Source organism: Helicobacter sp. 23-1046 (genome assembly GCF_053654635.1).
Map to the genome: position 1 here is coordinate 1 of NZ_JBSIUS010000001.1, position 24,793 is coordinate 24,793.

At 38.3% G+C, this 24,793-nt stretch carries 25 protein-coding genes and 2 pseudogenes; 12 read left to right on the top strand and 15 right to left on the bottom strand.

Going from position 1 to position 24,793, the window contains the following annotated elements:
- The 11 genes and pseudogenes from ACWIUJ_RS00005 to ACWIUJ_RS00055 all read left to right on the top strand — a co-directional run.
- Positions 1 to 198 (top strand): annotated as a pseudogene (locus ACWIUJ_RS00005) (hypothetical protein); the annotation flags it as partial.
- Positions 199 to 214: 16 nt separating this feature from the next.
- Positions 215 to 805: a DNA methyltransferase gene (locus ACWIUJ_RS00010; protein WP_454168154.1), complete on the top strand. Its 591-nt coding sequence runs from the start codon at positions 215 to 217 to the stop codon at positions 803 to 805.
- A 208-nt stretch (positions 806 to 1,013) separates the two neighbouring features.
- A complete protein-coding gene (locus ACWIUJ_RS00015) occupies positions 1,014 to 1,349 on the top strand; it encodes a DNA methyltransferase (RefSeq protein ID WP_454168155.1) in 336 nt (111 codons plus the stop codon).
- A 227-nt stretch (positions 1,350 to 1,576) separates the two neighbouring features.
- Entirely contained in the window at positions 1,577 to 3,007 is a 1,431-nt protein-coding gene (locus tag ACWIUJ_RS00020; RefSeq protein WP_454168156.1) for a DNA methyltransferase, read from the top strand.
- The gene (locus tag ACWIUJ_RS00025) at positions 3,007 to 3,675 is read left to right on the top strand and encodes a BsaWI family type II restriction enzyme (RefSeq protein ID WP_454168157.1); all 669 of its coding nucleotides are present in this window, start codon (positions 3,007 to 3,009) and stop codon (positions 3,673 to 3,675) included. Before ACWIUJ_RS00020 ends, ACWIUJ_RS00025 begins: the two co-directional genes overlap by 1 nt.
- A 31-nt stretch (positions 3,676 to 3,706) precedes the next feature.
- The gene (locus ACWIUJ_RS00030) at positions 3,707 to 5,272 is read left to right on the top strand and encodes an ArsB/NhaD family transporter (protein ID WP_454168158.1); all 1,566 of its coding nucleotides are present in this window, start codon (positions 3,707 to 3,709) and stop codon (positions 5,270 to 5,272) included.
- 107 nt (positions 5,273 to 5,379) lie between these two features.
- Positions 5,380 to 5,727 carry a MarR family transcription factor RrpB gene (gene rrpB / locus ACWIUJ_RS00035; RefSeq protein ID WP_454168159.1) on the top strand — a complete coding sequence of 116 codons (348 nt, stop codon included), beginning with the start codon at positions 5,380 to 5,382 and terminating at the stop codon, positions 5,725 to 5,727.
- A 47-nt stretch (positions 5,728 to 5,774) separates the two neighbouring features.
- A pseudogene (locus ACWIUJ_RS00040) lies at positions 5,775 to 7,019 on the top strand (saccharopine dehydrogenase family protein); the annotation flags it as partial.
- A gap of 756 nt (positions 7,020 to 7,775) precedes the next feature.
- Complete coding sequence (locus ACWIUJ_RS00045; RefSeq protein WP_454168160.1) at positions 7,776 to 8,894, top strand: DegT/DnrJ/EryC1/StrS family aminotransferase; 1,119 nt, start codon at positions 7,776 to 7,778, stop codon at positions 8,892 to 8,894.
- On the top strand, positions 8,881 to 9,921 hold the full coding sequence (locus ACWIUJ_RS00050) for a glycosyltransferase family 8 protein (RefSeq protein WP_454168161.1): 1,041 nt from the start codon (positions 8,881 to 8,883) through the stop codon (positions 9,919 to 9,921). The genes ACWIUJ_RS00045 and ACWIUJ_RS00050 overlap by 14 nt, the downstream gene beginning before the upstream one ends.
- 23 nt (positions 9,922 to 9,944) lie before the next feature.
- Entirely contained in the window at positions 9,945 to 10,985 is a 1,041-nt protein-coding gene (locus tag ACWIUJ_RS00055) for a glycosyltransferase (protein ID WP_454168162.1), read from the top strand.
- A gap of 235 nt (positions 10,986 to 11,220) precedes the next feature.
- On the opposite strand, the gene ACWIUJ_RS00060 is transcribed toward ACWIUJ_RS00055, so the two are convergent.
- From ACWIUJ_RS00060 to ACWIUJ_RS00110, 11 genes are all read right to left on the bottom strand, one after another.
- A complete protein-coding gene (locus tag ACWIUJ_RS00060; RefSeq protein WP_454168163.1) occupies positions 11,221 to 11,958 on the bottom strand; it encodes a hypothetical protein in 738 nt (245 codons plus the stop codon).
- The gene (locus ACWIUJ_RS00065) at positions 11,955 to 13,079 is read right to left on the bottom strand and encodes an AAA family ATPase (protein WP_454168164.1); all 1,125 of its coding nucleotides are present in this window, start codon (positions 13,077 to 13,079) and stop codon (positions 11,955 to 11,957) included. The genes ACWIUJ_RS00060 and ACWIUJ_RS00065 overlap by 4 nt, the downstream gene beginning before the upstream one ends.
- Positions 13,079 to 14,179, bottom strand: a complete 1,101-nt coding sequence (locus tag ACWIUJ_RS00070) for a DUF262 domain-containing protein (protein ID WP_454168165.1) — start codon at positions 14,177 to 14,179, stop codon at positions 13,079 to 13,081. Before ACWIUJ_RS00070 ends, ACWIUJ_RS00065 begins: the two co-directional genes overlap by 1 nt.
- A 122-nt stretch (positions 14,180 to 14,301) precedes the next feature.
- Complete coding sequence (locus ACWIUJ_RS00075) at positions 14,302 to 14,976, bottom strand: hypothetical protein (protein ID WP_454168166.1); 675 nt, start codon at positions 14,974 to 14,976, stop codon at positions 14,302 to 14,304.
- Between the two features lie 29 nt (positions 14,977 to 15,005).
- Positions 15,006 to 15,773: an SDR family NAD(P)-dependent oxidoreductase gene (locus tag ACWIUJ_RS00080; protein ID WP_454168167.1), complete on the bottom strand. Its 768-nt coding sequence runs from the start codon at positions 15,771 to 15,773 to the stop codon at positions 15,006 to 15,008.
- Positions 15,773 to 15,997 carry an acyl carrier protein gene (locus ACWIUJ_RS00085; RefSeq protein WP_454168168.1) on the bottom strand — a complete coding sequence of 75 codons (225 nt, stop codon included), beginning with the start codon at positions 15,995 to 15,997 and terminating at the stop codon, positions 15,773 to 15,775. The genes ACWIUJ_RS00080 and ACWIUJ_RS00085 overlap by 1 nt, the downstream gene beginning before the upstream one ends.
- Positions 15,990 to 17,075 (bottom strand): 3-oxoacyl-ACP synthase III family protein, encoded by a 1,086-nt coding sequence (locus ACWIUJ_RS00090; protein WP_454168169.1) that lies wholly within the window; start codon positions 17,073 to 17,075, stop codon positions 15,990 to 15,992. Before ACWIUJ_RS00090 ends, ACWIUJ_RS00085 begins: the two co-directional genes overlap by 8 nt.
- Positions 17,068 to 18,453 carry an AMP-binding protein gene (locus ACWIUJ_RS00095; protein WP_454168170.1) on the bottom strand — a complete coding sequence of 462 codons (1,386 nt, stop codon included), beginning with the start codon at positions 18,451 to 18,453 and terminating at the stop codon, positions 17,068 to 17,070. Before ACWIUJ_RS00095 ends, ACWIUJ_RS00090 begins: the two co-directional genes overlap by 8 nt.
- Positions 18,446 to 19,171 (bottom strand): SDR family NAD(P)-dependent oxidoreductase, encoded by a 726-nt coding sequence (locus ACWIUJ_RS00100; protein WP_454168171.1) that lies wholly within the window; start codon positions 19,169 to 19,171, stop codon positions 18,446 to 18,448. Before ACWIUJ_RS00100 ends, ACWIUJ_RS00095 begins: the two co-directional genes overlap by 8 nt.
- A gap of 1 nt (position 19,172) precedes the next feature.
- Entirely contained in the window at positions 19,173 to 19,478 is a 306-nt protein-coding gene (locus tag ACWIUJ_RS00105) for a hypothetical protein (RefSeq protein ID WP_454168172.1), read from the bottom strand.
- A 225-nt stretch (positions 19,479 to 19,703) separates the two neighbouring features.
- Positions 19,704 to 20,324, bottom strand: a complete 621-nt coding sequence (locus tag ACWIUJ_RS00110) for a PglD-related sugar-binding protein (protein WP_454168173.1) — start codon at positions 20,322 to 20,324, stop codon at positions 19,704 to 19,706.
- 141 nt (positions 20,325 to 20,465) lie between these two features.
- Here ACWIUJ_RS00110 and ACWIUJ_RS00115 point away from each other — a divergent pair, with 141 nt between their 5' ends.
- On the top strand, positions 20,466 to 20,624 hold the full coding sequence (locus ACWIUJ_RS00115; protein WP_454168174.1) for a hypothetical protein: 159 nt from the start codon (positions 20,466 to 20,468) through the stop codon (positions 20,622 to 20,624).
- Between the two features lie 73 nt (positions 20,625 to 20,697).
- Here the strand turns inward: ACWIUJ_RS00115 and ACWIUJ_RS00120 are convergent, their stop codons facing one another.
- The 4 genes from ACWIUJ_RS00120 to ACWIUJ_RS00135 form a co-directional block, all read right to left on the bottom strand.
- Complete coding sequence (locus ACWIUJ_RS00120) at positions 20,698 to 21,726, bottom strand: radical SAM protein (protein ID WP_454168175.1); 1,029 nt, start codon at positions 21,724 to 21,726, stop codon at positions 20,698 to 20,700.
- An 87-nt stretch (positions 21,727 to 21,813) separates the two neighbouring features.
- Positions 21,814 to 22,698 carry a glucose-1-phosphate thymidylyltransferase RfbA gene (gene rfbA / locus ACWIUJ_RS00125; RefSeq protein ID WP_454168176.1) on the bottom strand — a complete coding sequence of 295 codons (885 nt, stop codon included), beginning with the start codon at positions 22,696 to 22,698 and terminating at the stop codon, positions 21,814 to 21,816.
- A gap of 402 nt (positions 22,699 to 23,100) precedes the next feature.
- Positions 23,101 to 23,841 carry an SDR family NAD(P)-dependent oxidoreductase gene (locus ACWIUJ_RS00130; RefSeq protein ID WP_454168177.1) on the bottom strand — a complete coding sequence of 247 codons (741 nt, stop codon included), beginning with the start codon at positions 23,839 to 23,841 and terminating at the stop codon, positions 23,101 to 23,103.
- A gap of 46 nt (positions 23,842 to 23,887) precedes the next feature.
- Positions 23,888 to 24,784, bottom strand: a complete 897-nt coding sequence (locus tag ACWIUJ_RS00135) for a hypothetical protein (RefSeq protein WP_454168178.1) — start codon at positions 24,782 to 24,784, stop codon at positions 23,888 to 23,890.
- Between the last annotated feature and the right edge of the window lie 9 nt (positions 24,785 to 24,793).

Here is a 24,793-nt window from a genome sequence, read left to right on the forward strand (position 1 = left end):
TGGGAGTTTGGCAGTATGAGATTGAAACTAAAACAAGGTGAGTTAGCCACGCTAGAAACGCTAGAAAATTTAGGCTTTGATAGCGTGGTGGTTGAGAAGCAAGAGAGTTTGCAAGGCGAAAAAGTCTATCGCATTGACATAATGCCACTAGATTCGTATCAAAAATTCATTGAATCAAAAAATGTTGAGAATAAATAATACATTATGTGTGAAAATGCTTGAAATTTTTAATAGTTTTAAAAACGCAAAGGATTTTTTGCAAGAACCTTTTAACCACGCTTTGCAAGGGGATTTTAGCAAAGAAAACTTGCTGATTTTTGATGATAATCTCAATGCTATGCGGTTTTTGCTCCAAAGCGGCAAAATCCAAAAAGACTACAAAAACAGCGTGGATTTAATCTACATTGACCCGCCTTTTGCCACAAATAATACCTTTAGAATGGGTAGCACCATAAGCGCGTCTTTAAGTGCAAATGTCGCGTATAGCGATAAATTTAGCTTAGATTCTTACTTGGAGTTCTTGTATTATCGCCTCGTGCTAATGCGCGAAATGCTAAGTGAAAAAGGAAGCATTTATGTGCATACAGACTGCAAAATCGGGCATTATGTCAAAATTGTGCTTGATGAAGTTTTTGGCAGGGATTGCTTTATAAACGACATTACGTGCGTGAAATGCAACCCTAAAAACTTCGCTAAAAAGGGCTATGGCAATATCAAAGATAGTGTGTTGTTTTATGCTAAAAGCGCGAAGTTTATTTGGAACGATATAAACGAGCGTGTGAGCGATGGTGATTTAGCAAAGTGATTTAACAAACGCGATGAAAGGGGTGCATACACGACTATCCCGCTTCACGAACCGGGCGAGGTGCTAAATGGTGAGAGTGGGCAAGAATGGAGGGGGTTAAAACCGCCAAAAGGTAGGCATTGGCGTTGCACTTTGAGCGAGCTTGATAGGCTACAAAGCGAGGGGCTAATCGAGTGGAGCAAAAACGGCAATCCGCGCAAAAAAATCTATGCAAACAATTATAGAAGCAAGAAAATCCAAGATATTTGGGAATTTAAAGACGCTCAAAAAGTGCGCTACCCTACGCAAAAAAAACACCGCGCTATTGCGTCAAATCATTTTAATGTCTTCAAACGCAGATTCGCTTGTGATGGATTGCTTTTGTGGGAGCGGGGGATTTTTGCGCGAGGCGTTTGGTTTGGGGCGGAGATTTATCGGTATGGATTCTAGCGCGGAAGCGGTGCGAATCAACAAAGAGTGGATAGCTAAAAGCGCGTGTAAATGCGCTATGCTACGCAGGACGATACCGCACACAAAAGCCACGCACGAAACATTCGCGGTGTGAATGTAGATGGCTGGTGTGAATCTAGCGCGATTTTGCTACCTTGTTTTTGCGTAATTTTGGACTAGCCCTATGGTGCGCAGGTGCAAAGAAACTCTTTGGGATAAAATCCTTTTGAAAAAACCTTAGCGAAAATAAATAGGCAAAGTTTTGTATAATTGTGATTTGGTTACGCTTTTTAATCTAAACATAATATAATGGCAACAAATTCACTAAAAGGACATTTTTTAATGACTTCAGTAGCACAACAATATGATGAAAAATATAAGCAAAATCTAGAATCTAGATTAGATTTTTCGCTATCAACGCAAAAAAATTCACAAAATAATACAATCAATTTACAAGATTTTCGCACGATTCCCATTGATTATTCGTGGTCGTTTAGTGATAAAACACAAAAAGACACTGCCTATATCACGCACAGCTACTATACCTATCCTGCAAAATTTATCCCTCAACTTACCTCACGACTAATTAAACTATATAGTAAGCCTTTGGACTTGGTGCTTGACCCTTTTATGGGGAGTGGGACGACTATGGTAGAAACCCTTGTGCATAATCGCCGTTGCGCTGGAGTAGATATAAATCAAATCGCATATCTTGTCGCAAAGGCAAAAACTACGCCCTTAGATATAAATCTTTTGAAGCAAGAGTTTAGTGCGTTGTCAGTGAAGTTTTCAAATGATGATAAAAACTCGCTATTTTTTCAAAAATCATCACAAAACAACTCTAAGAAGAAAGCAAAATGTAACAATATCCAAAATCTAAAAAATATCGATTCAAATGAGCGCATTGATTATTGGTTTAAGTCAAAGCAAAAGTGCGAACTTAAAGAAATTTTGACGCACATTTTAGGGATTGAAAATAAAGATATACAAGATTTTTATCTAGTCGCTTTTGCTCAGATTTTAAAAACCTGCTCGATTTGGCTACAAAAAAGCATAAAACCCACAAGAGATTTACACAAAAAAGATGCAGATTGCTACACACTATTTTTAACTCAAGCAAAAAAAATGATAAAAAAACACGAACAATTTAACCAAATGCTTGATGCAAATATGCTCACAAATATTGACAAACATTTAAATCTTTCGTGTGGGGATTCTAGGTGTTTGCCACTTAAAGACAACGAAGTCCAACTTATCATTACAAGTCCTCCGTATGTAACGAGTTATGAATATGCCGATTTGCACCAGCTACCAAGTCTATGGCTTGGATTTTTGGATAATCTAAGCGAATTTAGAAAAAAATTTATCGGCAGTAGTTTTAGAGAAAACTCTTTACCAAACACGGATTTACAAAGCAAAATTGCACAAAATATCATCACGCAACTTAAGGGCAAAAAAGCTATTGAAGTGCAATGCTATTATGCTGATATGTTGCAATCATTTGCAGAAATGTATCGTGTGCTAAAACCAAAATCAAAAGCCTGCATAGTAATTGGCAATACAGAATTTAGGGGAGTTGAGATTTTAAACGCGGAAGTATTTGCTGAACAAATGCAAAATCTAGGCTTTAAAATGCGCAATATTATCCACCGAGAAATCCCATCAAAAATGCTCCCCTCCACACGCGACTCTAAAACAGGACGATTTGCAAAAACAAAAAATACCGATAAACTCGTATATCCCACCGAATACATTTTGATAATGGAGAAGTAATGACTATTATGGACTTAATAAATCTTTATAAAAACAAAAAAGCAAAATTTGGCAATGAGACATATAAATATCTCTCGCAAATTTTTAAGGAAGCAAAGGAAATCCATAGAGATTTTGCCTTGCAAAAAGGTATAAACGATACCGAGCAATCTTGGAGGGCATTTAAGGGTAAAAATTTAGAAAAACTTATCGAATACATAATCGCTGATAGTGTGCGAAATCTAGGGCTAGAAATCATCAATGGCAACAAACTAGAAACAACCAAAAACTTACCTAAAAATTTGGAAATGATAAAACGCAATCTTTGCGTGGATTATGGTGAGTTTGGTATGCACTTGCCCGATGTGGATATGGTAGTTTTTGAGCCAAAATCTTGCAAAATTATTGCTGTTCTATCAAGCAAGGTTACTTTGCGCGAACGCATAGCCCAAACAGGATATTGGAAACTTAAATTGCTAGAATCTAGCATTACAAGGCATATTAAAGTCTTTTTTATCACGCTTGATGAGGACGAAACCCTGCGCGTAAAAAGTCCTGCTAAAAAAGGCAGGGCAATTTGTGAGGTCGATACCGATGGGTGCTATATTTTAAGTAGCGCAGATTTTGAGCCTAGCAAAAAGATAAAGTTATTTTCAGAATTTATTAGCGATTTAAAAAAGATTTTATAATTTTTTGGTCGCAGTGCAAACGAGAATGTAAATGTTAGCTTTTATCATTTTTGCCATTACACTTTTTGGGATTTTGGTGCGTCCGTTTGGATTTGGCATTTGGGTGTATTCTAGCATTGGCGCGGTGGCGACACTCGCACTTGGACTTGTGGAGCTACGCGATTTGGGCTTTATATTTTTGCTTATTTGGGATTCTGCGCTCACCCTTATCGCGCTTATTGTGATTAGCTATTGCTTACAGGCGTTTGGATTTTTTGAATGGCTAATTTTTTGGGTGCTAAAAATCTGTGCCGTAAAATATTCCGTAAAAAACGCAAAATCTCATTCTTGGCATTGCGAGGATTTGACTTGTCATACTGAGGGCGTAGCCCGAAGTATCTCTAAAAGCTCAAACAATAGAGATTCTTCGCTCACTGCGTTCGCTCAGAATGACAAAGAAAAAGATATTTTGCTTGCTCAAAACGACAATGCTGGAGTGCAAAAGGGCGAATTTGCCATAAACACGCGCAAAGCATTTGTTTTTCTTTGCGTATTTTGCGCATTCACAAGCGCGGTGTTAGCAAATGACGGGGCGATTTTGATTTTTACGCCACTTGTGCTAGGGTTATTTTTGCGCGCTCGCAACGCGACAAACCCCCAAATCATCGCCTTTTTGTTTGCCACCGCCTTTATGTGCGACATTAGCTCAAACGCGCTTATCATCTCAAATCTCACCAACATTATCACCGCAAGATTCTACCACATAGGCTTTGGCGACTTTGCGCGGACAATGTTTGTCCCAAATACCTTTGCTGTGTTAGGCGCAACCCTGCTATTTTTAGCGGTGTTTCGCACTTCGCTTTCCGTGCCACTGCTCTTTCGCACCCCGCTCAAACCCAAACTCTCAAACAAACTTTTTGCCCTGCATTTTGCGTGTATTTGCGTGTTTGTAGCAAGTTTTTTTATTTCCACGCATTTTGCCCTGCCTTTGAGTGTGAATTGTGGAATCTATGCGGGGATTTTGCTTTTTATTCTGTGGCGTAAATCGCATAGCAAGGCAAAATCCACGCTAAAAAACGCGCCATTTGGCATTATCATCTTTGTCTTTGGGCTGTTTGTGGTGGTATCCGCGCTTACAAAAACGGAGCTTCAGCTCGCATTTGATGTGTTTTTAAGCGGGCTATCCCACGATGCAATTAGTAGCACTTTTGGCGTTAGTGTTGCTAGTGCGATTGGCTCAAGTATATTTAATAATTTGCCTATGGTGCTTTTTGGCAATTTAACGATACACGAGATGTTTCCACCTTTTCCTTTTGCGCATTTTTTTGGAGAAAAACCGCATTTGTTCACTTTGAGTTTAGCAAGTATTGACTTTGGTATAAATACAAATCTCAAACAAACCCTTGTATATGCGCATTTGCTAGGGTGCAACATCGGCTCAAAGCTAACGCCTATCGGCTCTCTCTGCACTTTGCTTTGGTTATCTTTACTCGCCAAAAACTCGCTTTTATCCCAAAAGGGCGTAGATTTTGGCTTTTGGGGCTATTGCAAATACGCGCTGATTTTCACGCCTTTTGTGCTATGTTGCGCGTGTGCGGGACTATGGCTAGGCGCATAGATTCACGCGAATCCTACCCATAAATGCGCGAATCCAAAGCCGAATCTAAAAAAGCAAATTTTTGCTAAAATCACGCAATTTTTAATTTTAGATTCAAAGGATTTGTGATGAAAAAATTATACAGCAAAAATTTCTTTTCGCCCTGCCCGATAGAAACCACGCTAAACCTCATCGGCAACAAATGGAAAATGCTAATCGTGCGTGATTTGCTAGGCGGGACAAAGCGATTTGGAGAGCTAAAAAAATCCATAAGCGCGAGTAAAAATCAAATCATAAGCCAAAATGTGCTAACCCAAAATCTGCGCGAGTTAGAAAATGCGCGAATCATCAAGCGCAAAGTCTATGCCGAAGTCCCGCCAAAAGTGGAGTATTCGCTCACCGAGCTAGGCGAATCTTTGAATGCAGTTTTGGCGAGTTTGGAGCATTTTGGGAGAGCGTATCAAGGGCATTTATAAAAGATTTTGTTACAATTTCATAAATTTTATAGCGCAAGGAGTGAATAATGGCGTGTGTGTTGCAAATCGGAGCGGGTGGCGTAGGTGGCGTAGTCGCGCATAAAATGGCGATGAATAGGCGTGTATTTTCAAAAATCATATTAGCTTCGCGCACTTTGAGCAAATGTCAAGCGATTGCAGAATCTATCCGCGCAAAGGGCTTTGGCGAGATACAAATCGATGAGGTAAATGCCGATAGCATGGAATCGGTAGTGGGCTTAATTGAAAAATACCGCCCAAAACTCGTGGTAAATGTCGCGTTGCCTTATCAAGATTTGGCGATTATGGAGGCGTGCTTGCGCACTCGCACGCATTATTTAGACACGGCAAATTATGAGCACCCCGATAGCGCGCACTTTGAGTATAAAGAGCAGTGGGCTTATGATACGCGCTACAAGGAAGCGGGGATTTTCGCGTTGCTTGGCAGTGGCTTTGACCCGGGGGTTACGAATGTTTTCTGTGCATACGCGCAAAAGCATTATTTTGATGAGATTCACAGCATTGATATTTTGGACTGCAATGCAGGCGACCACGGATATGCGTTTGCGACAAATTTTAACCCTGAAATTAACTTGCGTGAGGTGAGTTCTAAAGCTAGATTTTGGGTAAAAAATGGCGTGGATTCGGCAAGTTTGGAGGCGAATCTCGCGCTAAACCCAGACTTGCAAGAGGATAAAATTTATCGCAAATTTGAGCGAAGTGAAAAGCATTTCGCATTAGAATCAAACACGCAAGATTTGCAAAATCAAAGCTACTTTGGTGGGCAGTGGAGAGACATTGCCCCATTATCACTTATGAAAGAGTGGGATTATCTAGGCGTGGGAGTGAAAAACAGCTACTTGCTCTACCACGAGGAGCTAGAATCACTTATCCGCAATATCAAGGGACTACGCAAAATCCGCTTTTTTATGACATTTGGCGAATCCTATCTTACCCATATGAAATGCCTAGAGAATGTGGGCTTACTACGAATCGATGAAGTCGCGCACAAGGGGGGTAAAATAGTGCCTATCGAAGTGCTAAAAACGCTCCTGCCAGACCCAGCGAGTCTCGCCCCACGCACCAAAGGGCAAACGCATATCGGCTGCTACATAAAGGGCATAAAAGAGGGCAAAGAGCGGACAATCTACATTTACAACATTTGCGAGCACGAAAAATGCTACGAGGAAGTGGGCGCACAGGGCGTGAGCTATACCACAGGCGTGCCTGCGATGATAGGGGCGAAGCTAATCTGTGAGGGCAAATGGGGTGTGGGGTGTGAGAAAAATTCGCCTTTCACGCAATCTTTGCGGGAGCTTGAAAAATCCGCACTCGATAGGCAGCCAGCCTTATCTCGCACGGATTTTTCTACGCAACCCACAAATCTTACGCAAAATGCAAATTTTTCAAATGTCCTAGATAGTGTGTCAGCATTAAATGATGATATGCCAAAAGGCGGGGAATGGCAAGGCATTGATAATGCAGTGGAATTGCAATCAAAAAAGAGAAATTCTAAGATTTTAGATGAAAAATCGGGGTTGTGCGAGTCGAGCAACGAAGATAGGACAAATAGTCCATCAAGACAGCGAGGCGAAGCACTCCACGATTTTTCGCTAAAAGCTGAATTTCAAGGCGCGGGGGTATGGAATATGGAGCAAAACGACCCCGACTTGTTTATGGCAGAACTAAATACGCAAGGTTTGCCTTATGTCGTGGTGGAGTTTGACTCAAATGGTAAGCCAAAAATCCTAGAAGACGGGAGAAAATGAAATATAAAGCACACAATAGAAAAAGCAACAAAACAAAATATGGTTAAATGTATTTAATGTTGGATTTAAAAGATATGAATAAGTTTATCTTTAGCAAAATGGATAATTGTCACTACTAAGAGTCAAGTATTTCTACTTTGTTTCTAAAGAAACAGAATGTTTTTGTTGGGTTTTGTAGAAAATACTGGTCGTTGTAGAATTTTTTGATTTGTAATTTAAAGTTATTTTACTATAATACATCGAAAAATTAGGAGCAATAAATTGCAAGATAAAATTTTCGTTACTTCGCCTATGTTGCCTAACATAGATTCGCTTTATATAAGTTTAAAAGAGATTTATGATTCAAAATGGATTACCAATATGGGTGAAAAGCACAAGGCGTTGGAGCAGGCTTTAAAAACAGAACTAAAAGTGCCATATATGCAGGTGTTTAACAACGGCACTATTGCGCTACTCACAGCGATTAAGGCTTTGAATCTACCTTATGGTAGCGAGATTATCACTACACCCTTTACTTTCGCTGCTACGCCACACTGCATAAGCTGGAATGGTTGCAAACCCGTTTTTTGCGATATAGAGCCAAAGACGATGACTATCGATGCTGATAAAATCGAAAGTCTAATCACACCCAAAACTTCTGCAATTTTAGGTGTGCATGTGTATGGTTTCTCTTGTGATGTCGAAAAAATCGCCCAAATCGCTAAAAAACATAATTTAAAAGTCATTTATGACGCCGCGCACGCGTTTAGCACTGAGATTGATGGCGTGGGTATAGGCAATTTTGGCGATATTTCTGCATTTTCTTTCCACGCAACAAAGCTTTTTAATACTATCGAGGGAGGGGGACTTTGCTATAACGATGAGAATTTAAACCAAAAGATTTACAATCTCCGCAATTTTGGCATACGAAATGAAGAATATGTCGAAGAAGTGGGGATAAATGGCAAAATGAATGAGATTCAAGCGGCTTGGGGCTTGTTAAATTTAAAATTATATCGTGCCGAACAAGCTAAACGCCAAAAGGTTAAAGCCTTTTATGATGAAAATTTAAGCAAAGTGCAGGGCATAAAAATCCCACAAATGCCTAAAAACACGACACATTCATATCAATACTATCCTATCATCATAGAAAGCGACTATCCGCTTTCAAGAGACGAGCTGTATGATAAATTTAAAGCCATAAATATAATGACGCGCAAATACTTCTACCCTGCTTGCCACGATTTTGAGTGCTATAAAAATGATGAGAGCGTTAAAAAGGCAAATTTAAGCGTAACTGATGAGATAAAAATGAAAGTGTTATGTTTGCCATTTTATGGGGATTTGAGTGAAGAAGTGTGTGGTATTATATGCGAAAGGATTAAGAATGCCTTCAAATAACACCAAGCAAATTATCCCCATTATGCACTGCTTTAATGATGACTATGTCATTCCAGCGAGTGTTTCCTTTGTCTCTATGCTAGAAAACGCCAATCCTAGCTATTCTTACAAGCTTTTTGTGCTACATACTGATATAAGTGAGACTCATCAAAACACACTTCATAGCATAGTCTCTCGCTTTGAGAATGCAAGTTTAGAATTTATCGATATGAGCGATAGATTCAAAAGAGAGTTTGATAAGATGAAGATGAAAGCACATTACGCCAAAGAAATGCTTTATAAGTTTCTTGCGCCTACGATTTTCAAAAAGTATGAATATATCATTATCACAGATGTGGATGTGGTCTTTTGTGGCGATATAGCTGAAATTTATCATTGTTGTTATGGGGGGGGGGAGCAGTTTGATGAATACATTGCTGGCATTTCCTATCCTAACATTTTGGATAATTTTATGCGCGACACTTATGGAGCGGAATTTTCTAGCGAAGAGCAGGGTAAGCTACTTATAGGCGGAGGACTTTTGTGTATGAATCTTAAAAAGATGAGAGAGGATAATATGGAGACGAAGTGTGTGGCGTATTTTGAGCAAAATCTGCATAGACTTAAACAAGCAGAACAAGATGTGCTAAACCTTGTCTTGCACCCTAAAATCAAGCTATTGCCTACAAGAGCTATGGTATGCACTTATCTTTATGATATGTTAGATAATGATAAATTTTTTGGTAATGAGCAAAAGTTAAGCGAGGTGGATAAATCTTGGATTAAAGAAGCAACCAAAAATCCTATCCAGCTCCACTATGCAGGAGGGCAAAAGCCGTGGAATGCGCCTAATTGCACTAAAGACGATGTGTGGTTTGGATATTTATTTAAAACCCCGTGTTTTTACGAACTGATGAAAAAATTAGCTACGCCAAAATTACCTAATTGCAGACTTTATTTATTTGGCAAAATTGAAATTTTAAAAGTTAAGAATGGTAAAATAAGACTTTTTGGATTTATCCCAATCACAAAAATACAATTTAAATAGTGCAAATTAAGGGAGTTTAGACGATGGGCACAACAAAATCAAATGAAATTTTAGTAAGCATTCATTGCATAACCTACAACCAAAAGGATTACATAAGGCAATGTCTTGACGGGTTTGTAATGCAAAAGACAAATTTTAAATTTGTAGCTTATGTTGGCGATGACTGCTCTACTGATGGGACGACAGAAATTGTCAAAGAATATGAGAAAAAATATCCTAATATAATCAAAGGAATCTATCAAGCCCAAAATACAAAAGCCACAAAAAACTACTTTGATGTAGCTAATGCTTGTAAAAGCAAGTATGTCGCCTTGTGTGAAGGCGATGATTATTGGATAGATGAAAATAAACTACAAAAACAAGTCGATTTTTTGGAATCTCACCCTGATTATACGATATGTTTTCACCCAGCAAAAGTGGTTTATGAGGATTTTGAATTTAAAAAGCCTAGTGGTATTTTCCCGCCACGACACACAATACGAATATTAAAAAAACAAGCTACGCTAAGTCATCTTTTAAGAGATGAATTTATAGCAACGAGTTCTGTTATGTATCGTTGGCAATTTAATGACAAAAGTTTGCAAGAGGGTTATCCTAATGATATTGTATCAGGTGATTGGTTTCTTGATATTTTTCACGCCAAGCAAGGCAAAATAAAGATTTTACCAGATATAATGTCTGTATATAGGCGCAATCCGGGTGGTGTGTGGTCAGATTCTATCGCAAATGAAAATAAACTTTTCTTAAAATATGGGATTCAAATGATAAATTTATACGACCATATCTATAAAAACTTCACAGATTTATCACAAGAATATCTACACACTATGCTTTTGCCAAATGTAAAAGCAGTAGCAGACATATATTATCGCAATGGAAATTTTAAAAAATTAGAAGAAATAAATGAAAAATACCCAGAATATATCAATATGGCACTATCTGATAAAAAACTACAAATAGGTAAGTTTGAGAAAAAATATAAGAAATATAAGAAGCTTTTTAGGGTAACTTTGGGCATTGCAGTTGTTTTATTTGTGATTTTGTGTGGATTTATTTTGGCATAAATCAAGTTTAGGGATATTGTCAAAAAGTGGTTTTTAGCAATATCAAAAATTTTCTTCTATTTTTATATGATGATACAAAAAAACATTATCGCAAAAACTCACTTTTGTAATATCTAGACTTAGTTTATTTAATGTGCGGTTAAAGCTATCGTTGCGACACAAAATCGGGTATAGATTATAGGTTGATAAAAATATGGTTATTTTTTAATGGAAAAGCGATACCCAAGCAAATCTTTTATTTATGTTGCCTAATGATATATGTGAAATCTTTGGAATTATTCATTAGGTGATGTATCCCACTTGTAAATATAACTTCGATTTTATTGTCGATTATCAAATACCTATCGTGCGCGTAGTTACCATTTTGCCCTCTTGTATAATGTTTGGTTGTTAAAATCCAATTTTTGTATATTGCACTTAAATAGCGTTTGATTATTTTATATGACTTGGAGGTATGATTGCCACCTAAATACTCTATGGCTAATTTATTGTTCGGTGGCAACAACTTACAAAATTTGACAAAAGATTTTCTATTATTTTTCTCTTTCATAAGATGTGTATCATATATAGATATTTTTGTTGCATTAGTCAATAATTCTTTTAAATGGTCAATCGCCTTTTGTCTAGACTCTCCACTCAAAAATGTTGCCGTAAAATTATTTTCTATTTTATCATCATAAATAGACACATAAGGAAAATTTACATTTCTTTGACTAGACAATATGACTTTATATATAGTGCCTTTGCTGATTGTTTGCATAGATGTCCAATTTATCGTTGAATTGGATTGTAGTAAATTTGCTTGAATGGAATTTGAGTAGTATTGCAAAAAATAGCTCTTTGTGAAAATTGGATAGCCCTTATAATAATGCAGCGTCCTTTCGACTATATCTACATCACATTGTTGGTTTGCCTTAAATTTACATAGCTCTTCAGCTAAATCATCGCCTATTGCCAAAGAAAAATTCATCACATCATCTCCAACAATTCATCTAAATCACTATCAAAAAATCCTGCTGGAAACTCTATGATTTCATTGCTTTCATTGATATATTTACCTCTATCATTGATTCTTATGGAATCAAAAGGCTTATCAAATTTCTCGCGGTAGTAAATTTGTATGTCGTCTTTTGAAATTTGTTTATCAAACACAAAATATCGCATTTTGTTGATGATATGCTCGGAGTGCGTTTCTAAAATCACTTGGATTCCACCTTTTGCCAAAAACATAAAAAACTCTGCAAAGTTAGAAATGGCTTTGGGGTGCAAATGCACCTCTGGATTTTCTACGATGAGTATATCACCCTCTTTTAGCGATAGTCCTAAAATAAGGATTTTTGTGAGATAGCTCACACCTGCACCGAGATTAAATGGGTACATATTAAAATCATCATTTAGATTTACATTATCGTATTTTTTGCTCAAATCAATATTCTTGTATTTTAACTTAATCTGCGAATCATCTACCTCCTCTGCGTTAGGTATCAAATCTAAATCTAAAATTTTCCTTAACCAAACATTAATCTGGGCACTGAGCGATTCTGCTGGTGGCTCTAGGTCAAATTCGTTAAGTTTTTTTCTATATATAAGTTTTTCATTTTGTATTCTACTATTTTGATTTTTTTGGTAAAAGCCAAAAATATATTCTCCATTTACACCACACTTCTCGTATTTTGATGCCTGAGGTCGGTTTTCTTGCCCTATGCGATTAGCAGAAACGAAATATAAGTCTTGCTCAAAAATTAGCATTTGCTCTTTTTTTGCTTCTATTAAACCAATAACATCGTTAGAGCTAAAAGATAAAAATGAATCCTTGTTTTTGTTGATTGTTGGGCGAATTAAGACTTTTTGTTCATTATTAGCATTTTTAGATACAAGAGATTTTGTATCCCCGAGATTCTCAATGTATTTTTTAAGCGAATCTGCTTTATAGTTTTCTTCACGCCTAGCAGTATAATGTGAATACAACAATATAGCTTGTATCACGCTAGATTTACCAGATGAATTTGTGCCTGTAAGTATGGTAAGTGGTTTAAAATCAAATGTTTGCTTCTCTATGCTTTTAAAATTTTCAATATGAATACTTTGCAACATTACATCACTCCTATAAATTCCTTGACTTTATTAAATCGATATTCTACATTTGGGGTGCTATCGAGCCCTCTTATAAATTTACCCGATTCGTCAAACTCACTTTTTAGTGCTTCTAGTTCGTTTTTACTTATTTTAGTGCCATTTCTAACACATAAAGCAAATGCAAAACTTAAACACTCAAATAATGCCATATTTATAGGTCTTTTGAATGTATATCCTTCATTGTCAAAACGAAATACATCGCCACCAAAATTTGTATATGCAAACTGCATAGCGTTATCAAAAATTTCTTTTAATTCTACGATTAATCTAGAATCTGCATTGTTTAAAAACTGCATAACTTCTGCCAAAAAATCATCTATATTGCCCTTATATTCAATGTCGTCAAGCTGTTTTGAAAAATATAAATAAAAACCAATAAATCGTAAAATAATATATCTATCTTTCATTTGTTTTGACTTAATTGAGTTATTAGTTGCTTTTTTAAAGCTGTCTAATTCGCTTAGTTCTTTTAATAACATTGTTGATTGCCCTTGGTAAAGTGCATTTCGCATTTCTTGGTTATTTAGTTTTGTCCCACCACGATTTACTCTATCAAATATATCAAATTTTACTCTCTCAGGTGTAGGTGGCTGTATAAGATAAGTATCTATTTGATAATCCTCTATTTTTCTTTGTTGTATAGGCTCTAAATTTTTAAATTTTGTGCCTTTTTTTATATTTTTCATTATTTTTAATTCTGTGAGTCCAAATTTATTATTCATAAAGTCAATAACTGCGCCTATCCTTTGTCTGCCATCGACAACTTGAATGCGTGTGTCTCTTGTTTGAAAAAGATATACTATGGGGATAGGGATTCCCATAAGTATAGATTCGATTAACTCAGATTTTTGTTTTTGAGTCCAAACATACTCTCTTTGAAATTCAGGGTCTAAAATAAGCTGTTTTCTTTCCTCGCATTGCCTCTTTATCTCAAAAAGACTCATTCTGCCTTTTTCTATACGAATGGAGCTAAGTGGATAGACTTCATCGCTTTCGCTTGAGGCACTATCAAGCGTCTCTTCGCCCTCTATTTCTTCTGCATTGATATTGGCATTCACAAGTTTATCCTTATAAAGTTTTGGCTAATCAAGTGGCACATTGTAGCAAACAAATCTTAATATCACCTCAAACATTTTTAGTTATATAAATTCCCAGCTGGTGTAAAACAAGCCTACAAGTTTTAAATAAACACACAGGTTGTTCTCTCAATTTCCCCAATTTTTCTTGCAGGATTTCCCATCATATAGCAATTATCCTTGCAGCCTTTATAGATTGCACTTAAAGGTGTGATTTTGTTATTATTGCCTATTTTTGAATGTGGCAGACATATAGAATTAGCACCAAAGCTATTGCCATTACCAATAGTTACATTGCCCAAAATTTGGCTACTTGGTCCAAAAAAATTAAAATCACCGATTTTTACATCGTGTCCTACTACTATCTGCAAATTAAATACATTGCAGTTGCCCACTTCTATATTGACCGTTGAATAAAATGGATAAACAAACACATTTGCTTCACCATATTTAAATGTCGGTGATAAATGGACGCCATTACAAATAAGCGTATAGAATCTCACGCCCATATTTTTCAAATCATCATAGATAAGTTTTCTTACTTCAGGGTATCCTGCTCCGATTATGCAGTATTCGTTATCTTTGAATTTATGCTCCTCAACTTCGCCCACATATAAATGCTGATAAGATTTGTAATCCACGCTTTTGCCAAATCCATTATGCCCTAAAAATCCACCAAAAACGACTTCTTTCCCATACTCTGCTAAATTGATGAGATGATTATAGCATTCTCTTGCAAAACCATTACCACCTACGATAAACACTTTTTGACTTGCCATTTTAATCCTTTTTTTTGATAAGTCTTTTCTCACGCTAACCTAGACCCCCCGCCAGAGTCTATGACATAGTTTTGTCCAGATAGCCATTTGGCGCGGTTTGAGAGTAGATAGCACACCATACTTGCCACATCATTTGGCTCACCCCAGCCAAATGGATAGCTTAATTCGTGTATGATTTGGTTGTATTCTAACTCTTTGATATTTTGATTTTCCGTCATAGGCGTGGCAATCATCGATGGCAAAAGCGCATTTATGCGAATCCCAAGCGGGGCGATTTCTTTGGCGATAGATTTCACCGAAGCACACAGGGCAGCCTTACTTGCCGCATAGATATTTTGCCCCTTTGTGCCAAACCTCGCATCAGCAGATGAGATACACACGATAGCCGTGCCTTGCCCAATATTGTTGCGTTTATCACACACGCCTTTGATTAGCATTAGCGGGGCGAAGTAGTTTATATCAAAAATCTCTTTTGCATATTCGTAAGTAATCCCGCGAAGCGCACATAGCGCACTTACCCCAGCACAATGCGCTAGTCCTGCGAATCTGCCGTATTTTTCTTTTAGATTTCGCACGAAGTTTGGCAAATCTGCGATATTTTCTGCCAAATCCTTTTGCTCTAAAAATACGCTTTGCGGATATTTGCATTTTGCTTTCATTAAATCTAGTCGCGCCTGATTTCGCCCTATGGCGATGATACTAGCACCTAGCTCATTTAGCAAAATCGCACTAGATTCGCCTATGCCAGAACTAGCCCCTGTTACAATAAAAATCTGCTTTTTATCAAAATCAATCATCACATAACCCCCCCGCAGCGTTTGGCTATGTCTTCTATCGTTTTAAATTCTTCTATATCGCTTACAAGTAGTGAGACTCCAAACTCTCTATCCAAAAACGCCAAAGTGGTGATTTTTGATAGCGAATCCCACTCTTCTAGCGAATCCAAATTCGTATCAAAGGATAGCTCTTTATCCGTTTGAAAAATCTCGCTTAATTGCTCTAAAAATTCCGTTCTACTCATCTTTTTCTCCTTTTAATTTGGTATAAATTTGTGGCTTCAAACAAAGCACATTTTCAAAGTCCATCACACACGCTCCCCACGATAATCCTATGCCAAAGCCTTGCATTAGCAATTTTTTGCGCGACACAAAAGATTCGCTTAAAACTTCGCAAATCGCACTAGGTATCGAAGCGGCGTTTTGATTGCCATATTTGGTAAAAATACTTGGTGTTTTTTCTGGCGGGAGTCGTGCCTTTTTGCATAAAGTCTGCAAAATATAATCATTTGCTTGATGAAGCACAAAATAATCAATTTGCCCTTTTGTAAGATTTGCAAAATCTAATATCTCATCAATTAGCGGTGGTTGCTCTAAAAGTGTGAAATTAAACACTTCTGCGCCATTCATATAGAGATTTTCCGCACTTCGCACATTGCCATTTTTATCGCACACTTCGATTTTGGTAGATTCATCACTTGGCATTTTATACGCACCAACCTTTTTGCATAAATGCTCCCACCCTTTGCCATCGGATTTTAAAATAAAATGCGAAGGTGTGGCGTTGTTATCAAAGTCGATGATAACCGCACTACTTGAATCCGAAAAAATAGGCGCAGTGGCTTTGTCCTTGTAATTTATACATTTGCTTATCGTATCGCCAACCACCAGCAACACACGCTTTAAGCCCGAATCTATGAGCGTCCCAGCCATATATAGCCCATAGATAAACCCAGAGCAGCCAAACTGCAAATCAAGCGCCGCGCAATCCTTGCTTAATCCCAAATGCTTATGCAAAATATGTGCATTGAGCGGGGCGGAGTAATCAGGCGTTTGCGTAATGCTTATAATTGCTTCAATGCTTTTAGATTCAATGTCTAGCGCATTTATGATTTTGCGACTAGCACATTCGCATAAATCCGCTGTGGTTGTGCTTTGATTTACCACATAAGTATCGCCAAAGCCTATCACGCTTTGGAGTTTTTTACACTGCGTTTCGCTCCCACCCCACCACAAAGGCTCATCGATAAATCGCCGTTTGTTTTCGCCTAAAATCACAGCGATTCCTTTGATCTTTGCGTGTTTGATGATGGATTTAGCCATTTTTGCCCCCTTTGCGAATCTTTTTAAATCGCTCACTAATTTCTAGCGATTCCACGCGCTCTACTTTGCTAGGAATCTTAAATGGGGCGAGTTTATCTTTGCAAAATTTTCGCAATTCTTTTTTGATTTCTATATTTGTGGGCGAATCTTTGCCAAAAAATTCAGCGATTTGCGAATCTTCTAGCACCATTTTCGCACTCACACTTTGCCCTGTAATCGCATTTGATTCGCCATACACAAGGCAATCTTTGATAAAAGGAATCTCCAAAATCACATTTTCTACTTCTTGTGGCAATACCTTTTCGCCACCGACATTTATCACTTCTTTGCTTCGTCCTAAGATTTTCAAATATTCTTCACCATTTATTTGAATCGATTCGACTAAATCTCCCGTAGCGAAATATCCATCACTATCAAACGCACTATTATCGGCGTTTAGGTAGCCTAATGCTTGGTGGTTTGATTTTAGATAAAGTTCGCCATTTTGGATTTTATAGGCGATATTTTCTAGCTTTATGGCATTTTCAAAGCTCGTAGTTTGCGTGATGCCCACTTCGCTTGTGCCAAAGGTTTGATGAAAGCGCACCTTTGGAAATGCAACTTTTAGCCTTTGCAAGAGATTATCTGGCATTTGCTCCGTGCCATAAGTGATAAGGCGCAATGCGCTTAAATCAAATCGCTTATGTGCTTCGCTTAAAAGTAGTAGATTTAGCAAACTAGGGCTTGCAGGGAGCATAAAGATTTTGTGTGTTTGAATGGCAAGGGCAAGGGCGTTTATATCCTTGCGATTTTTTATCGCCACGCCACACGCCCCGATACTTAATACATTAAAAAGCGTATTTAGCCCACCGATATGGTCAAACATTAGAAACAATAAAACGCTCATTTTCTTTGGCTTTTTGCCCAAATATGCGCGTAAAATGCTATCTAAATTATGCACGATTGCCTTTGGTTTGCCCGTGCTACCGCTTGAAAATAAAATCAGCCCATTTGCGTTTTGGCTTTGCAAGGATTTAATAATTGCGTGTTTTTCTTGTTGTGCGTTTTGAATCTTCTCTAATCCCCCTTGCGTATAGAGAAAATCCACTTGTCCCTCACGCAGTTTAGTTTCAATCTCTGCGTTATCTAGATTTGCAAGTGGGACTATAATATTGCCTTTTTCTAAATTTGCAAGTAAAAATGCAATACTATCCAAATCATAATCGCCCACAACGCCCACACACGAGCCACTAGGGACTGAATCTAATAGCGCGATTTTTTCGCAGATAGATTCAACTAAATCTCCGTAAAAATAGCGAGTATTTTCATAGATAAGCGCGAGTAACACTAAATCGTGGCTTTGAATCTTTTGTAAAAAAGCGTGAGTAAATTTAGCCATTTACGCCACCCAAATAAATCACTTGTCCCGTGATAAAATCGCTCTTTTTATCGATAAAAAATTCAATCACATTTAGCACATCAGCGAAATTACCAAATCGCTTGATAGCTTGTTGATTTAAAAGCGCGTCCATTTTGGCTTTGGGGACATTTTTGATTAAATCTGTCGGCACAGGTGTGGGACCAACGGCATTTATCGTAATCCCAAACGCGCTTAATTCTTTGGCGCAAACCTGCGTTAGATTGACAAGTGCGGCTTTTGAAGCAGCATAAATCGCCTCGCCCTCCAAACGCAGGGGCGTAGCCACTGTGGCAAAATTCACAATCCTAAAAGGCATAGAATCTTTATGCTCTTTTTTGTAAGTCGCGCTCATCACCTTTGCCACTTCACGCATAAACAAAAAGCTACCAAAGACATTTGTATGAAAGATACTTGCCACGCTTTTATATGGCGTGGTTAGCGTGTGATTCATAGACGCAATCCCAGCATTATTGAGCAAAATATCAATGCGTCCAAATTCTTGTCTAACAGCGCGAATCATCGCTACAACCGCACTCTCATCGCTCACATCTAAACAAAAATGCCTATAATTTGAATGCGAAATGTTACTCTCTCCACGAGAGCAACCGCACACAATGTCCCCACGATTTAAGAAATATTCGCTTAAATCCTTGCCTATACCTTTGCGAGTGCCTGTGATGATAAATACTTTTGCCATTTTACGCCTTTGGTGTGCTTGAATCTGTAAGCGTTAAGATATATTGCGTAAGCGTGGCGACATCTTTAAATGGCGAGTTGCGCATACTCATCGTTTTTTCATCAGCCAAAATGACTTCTATCCCTAGCTCATCGCTTAAACTCTGCTCTAAATCCGTGATAAAGCTAACAAGCCCTAGCGAATCTAATCCGCCATTATTCCCATAAATAGCCGTCTCCGCGTTTGGATTTGCCAACGCTTCGCACTCAAATTCATCAGCTAAATTTTTCAAAATAGCGATGATTGTGCTTTGAATCTTATTTTCCATTCTATGTCCTTTGAAGTGAAATTTTTGCGGGACAAACCCACAAATTTATATTTTTCGCACAAAAATAGTGCATTTGCCAAAATACAAATTTGTAGATTTGCAATAAAAATGCGTAGAAGTAAGGTGTGAAATGAAATGCGTGAATCTTTTGAAAGAAATAAAAGCGTGGTAAAAATGCAAGTATAAAAAAGTAGTAAAAAATATAAAAATGCGCTATATGCGCTATTAAGAGGATTTCCCCCCCCCCCCCGTTACAACGGCACTTTTGATTAAAGTGGTATTGTGATATACAAGCGAATCTGACGGGACAATTTGTGCGTGCTTTAACGCTGTGTTACTAGCGACAAAACTTCTTTGTTCCACCTTGCAACCGCCATTTATACAAGCGGCGGTTGATATGTGGCAAAAGTCCTCTATGATAGCATCGTGCTCGATTAAGGCTTTGCTATTTATGATACAGGCTTTGCCCACTTTGGCATTTGCATTGACAAGGGCGTGGTGCATTATGATAGTGGCTTCATTGTCTATTTGAGCGGATTTTGCGATATATGCAAGTGGCGAAATGATAGTCGGCAAGGTAAAACCTATGCTTTTTAATTTGTCATAAAGATTCACGCGCAAATCCGCACTTTTGATTTGCCCTATGCCTAAAAATGCAAATTTACATTGTTTAAAAAGGCGTGGCAAATCATCATCGCAAGCAAAAATGGGATAATTAAAAAGTCTTGTTTGATTTGTGTAGCTATCTACAAAGCCATATATCTCAAATCTACCCTCTTGCTCAATGACATCAGCACAGCTTCTCGCGTGTCCCCCAGCACCGATGATGAGTAGTTTTTCTTTCATTAGATTATCGTCCTTGCAACATTAAGCTATTATTGTAGCTACAAAAAACAAAAGTGTCAATAACATCATCAAACAAATTAGAATATTAATCGCCAAAGAATGCGAAAAGAACTTCAAAAATGCAAGGTGAAATTAAGGTTGGTGAGAGTTATTTTAGTGCTAGGTGATTGCGAGGCAAAAGAGGGTGTGGAGCTGACAAAAAAGATTGTGTTTTTTGCTTGGTTTTTATTCGCAACTGCAAGCAGAAATGAATATGCGAGATATAGACTAGCCAACTTCAAGCAACGCAAACAAACTTAGCTTTGTGTTAAATTTTAAAAAACACGGATTGCAATGAAGTGCGCTTTTTTATTTTTTGATTCAATTAACACCCTCACAAAAATTCACTATTTGTAATATCTAAGCTTAGCTTATCAAGCGTGCGATTAAAGCTATCATTGCGACACAAAATTGGGCATTTCGCACAATCAATCGCATTATACACTTCTCTAATTCGCGCACCACGCCAAATTTCCTCCAAGCTATGTTCCCGCAAATCGCCCAAAAAATGCTTCGCACTCTGCCGAAAATGCAAACACGCCCACACCTTAAAATCCGCACTTATCACCGTGCTAAAAAACATTCCGTGGCATTTGTCATATCCACGCTCTGCACCTTCATTTAAGCCTTCCATTTCTTTGTATTTTTGATAGCTCGCCACGATTTTAAATTCTGAATCCTCATATTTTTCGCGCAATTCTAAAAGTTTATTTGTAATATCAAGTCTATCGCCTGTAAATGGGCGAAATTGCGCAAAATCTGCACCTCTCTCTTTGACTAACCGCACGAAAGATTCCATATCGCCTTGCGTGATATTGCTTGTGAGAAACCCCACGCCAAAGCTAGTCTTGCTCCCAAGTCGCGCCTTAGTATTTGCAAAACTCTCAATATTTGCCAAAGTTTTTTCAAAGTGTTTTGGCTTCATTCCGTGAATCTTCTCATACATTTCCGCACTCCCCGCATCAAGACTAATCCTAAAATACTCCAAATTCTCCGCTATGATTTCATTTAATCGTTCATTGAGATTCATTCCGTGTGAATTTAGCCCGATATTTTGCCCTGCGTTTTTTAGCAATTTTATGGCGTATTCAAAATGTGGCGAACAAGTAGGCTCACCTCCACCGCTTAAAATCACGCCTTTATTGTCCATAGCCCTTAGATTACGCACCACAGATTCTACTTGCTCTTTGCTTAGCTCGGCATTATTTTCATTATGCCCACAGCAGCCCGGACAGCGATGATTGCATTTGTTGGTTAAGTCAAGTTCTGTTACGATTAAGGTTTTGTGAGAGTTGTAAAAGTAGTCGATTTTGCCCGTGTAGCGCAAAATCTTTTCATCTGAGTTGAAGTTATTTATTTTCATTATCCATACTCCGTTTTGTTGCTTTGAGTTTGATTCTATCAAAATTTATCAATTATTTGAAATTTATCTACCCAACTAAACAAAAATTTAGAATCTGTGCCCTGCATTTGCAAGTGAGCTAAGATACACACCATAGTCGTTTTTATCAAGTTTGCTTGCTAACTCACGCAATTTATCCGCGTTTATCCAGCCATTTAGGTAGGCAATTTCCTCTAAACACGCGATTTTTAGATTTTGCCGTTTTTGCAAGGTTTGGATAAAGCTACTCGCCTCTAATAGCGAATCGTGCGTCCCTGTGTCAAGCCACGCAAAGCCCCTCCCCATAGTTGCGCATTTTAGGCGATTTTGCTCTAAATACATTTGATTTAAAGTAGTGATTTCTAGCTCGCCACGCGCACTTGGACGGATTTGCTTTGCTAGCGCACTCACTCCGCGTGGATAAAAATACAGCCCCGTTACCGCATAATCACTTTTTGGCACGGCAGGTTTTTCCTCTAAGCCGATGACTTCGCCTTGCGCGTTAAATTCAGCTATGCCATAGCGTTGCGGGTCGCGCACCTTGTAGCCAAAAATCGTGGCAAAGCCATTTTGCGCGTCCGCTACGCCATTTTCTAGCAGGGGCGTAAGTCCGCTACCATAAAAGATATTATCCCCTAGCACAAGGCAAGAGGGCGAATCGCCCAAAAAGCTTTCGCCCAAAATAAAGGCTTGGGCAAGTCCATCAGGGCTAGGTTGTGTTACATAGCTAAGATTTACGCCAAAATCCGCTCCGTCCCCCAAAAGTGCCTTAAAATTTGCGCTATCTTGGGGCGTGGTGATGATAAGAATCTCGCGGATTCGCGCTAGCATAAGCACAGATAGCGGATAATAAATCATCGGCTTATCAAAAACAGGCAAAAGTTGCTTGCTAATGCCCTTTGTGATAGGGTAAAGCCTCGTGCCAGAGCCCCCTGCTAGGATTATGCCTTTCATTTGTCGCCTTTGTATTTAGGATTCGTGCCTTTTGAAGTCGCAATTATAGGATAAAATTTAGATTTTGCAAAATTTAAATTTGTGTGTCGCTATAAATCCACGCATATCTCCCAAATTTCATAAACAGGGTGGCGAAATGATAGAGTTTTGTTAGGTGTGATTGATTTGTAAAAATATAGTGACGAAATAGAAGTTTGATATAGATGTATAGTGTCTATGATGGGCATTGCCAAAAGGCGCGATAAACGCGAGTGATAATGCCACGATTGATAGCGCGAACTATTCAGATTCTAGACAACAAAATCCGCCCGAGTAAAAATCATAAAATCTATGACCCAAATGATAATGTGCCCAAACACAAATACAAGTAAAAATTTGCAAAATCAAAAAACATCAAAGTGGTTATCTTTCTAAATGAAATCCAGCCCAGCTTTGCGTAACGGGCATTAGCTCAATTTCGTTAATGTTGATATGCTCTGGCAAGGAGAGAATCGCACATATTACTTGTGCTATATCCTTTGCGCTTAGGTATTTTGTGCCCTCATATACCGCGTCTGCTTTTTTCTTATCGCCTTTGAAGCGCACTTCGCTAAACTCTGTCTTGCAAAGTCCCGGCGCGATATTGGTTACCTTAATGTTACTCCCACGCAAGTCATTACGCAATGCAAGCGAAAACTGCCCGACAAAAGCCTTTGTGCCACAATACACATTTCCACCAAAATATGGCGTGCGCCCAGCTACCGAGCCTAGATTAAAGATATGCGCGCTTTTTTGCTTGCGTAAAAGCGGAATCACGGCGCGTGCAACATACAAAAATCCCTTAACATTAGTATCAACCATTGTGTCTATATCCTCGATACTTAGTTTATCAAACTCTAGTGTTTCTAGGGCAAGTCCAGCATTGTTAATCAGCACGGAAATATCGCGAAAGTTTTGTGGGATTGTCTCAAGTGCTTCAAACACTGATTTTTTATCACGCACATCAGCACAAATAGTGTGGATTTGTCCGCTAAATTCGCTTTGTAGTTCTTGGAGGCGAGATTCTCTGCGTGCAAGCGCGATGACTTTGTAACCAAGTTTAGCGAGCTCTCTCGCGCACTCCTTGCCAAAGCCAGAGCTCGCTCCTGTGATAAATGCCGTCATATTGCCCTCCTAATTTATAAAATGCAGAGAATCTAGGTTGTTTGATTTATGCGGGCGGTGGGTTTGAGCGCAAAAATACATACATCATATCGCCGTCATTTACAAATATGATTGAGTTGAGATAATATTCCCCGCCATAGTAGTATTGCTGGCTATAAATCTGTGCGATGACAAAGGTGTCTGCATTGACATAGCCCATTATGCTTCCGCCACTGCATTTTTCGCCAAATTGTGGCATATCAAGGATAGAATCTTTTGTAACGCCATTGCTTAGAAGCATATCAAAGCTTGGCAGTCTTTTAGCTATGCAGGTTGTGTGCTCATCTATCCACGCTCCCCAAAAGAGTGTCTTCATCATATTTTCATCAAGCACATTTTTGTGCTCGCTATCTAAGTATTGCAAGTTTTTGCGTAAAAATTCATAGCCCACGCGCACATCACGCTCAAAGTCTAAGCCTTCTTGTGGAGAAGTCTTTGGGAATCCTAATACTAAAAATCCGCCACGATTAGTGATAAATGTAAGGGGATTTTCTTCGCCTTGTTCGGTAAGTTTTTTACCGAGTGTATCATAGATTTGTTGTTCTTTTTTATTCATCAAAAATGTGCCCTTGCCAATTTTATTGGGGTTTGTTGCGGGTGGGGCATCAAGTGAGACATAGCACACACGCTCAATAAGCTCACAATACTTTGGTTCGCGTGCATTACACAGGGCGCAAATACCCCCTTGATTCTCAAGTAAGATATTATAATGGGTATTTAAGAATCCTAGTGCTTGGTCTTTATAGTCTTCTTCATAATTTAGAGCAAACTCAAGTGCTTGCTCTAAATCACTTTTTAACTCAATCTTATCATTAATGTGGCTAGTTTGCGCTTGGAGGATTGCCACTCCAAAAGTCCAAACAATCCATAAAAATACAAAACATTTGCTTATGCGTGTTGGCATTGTTATCCC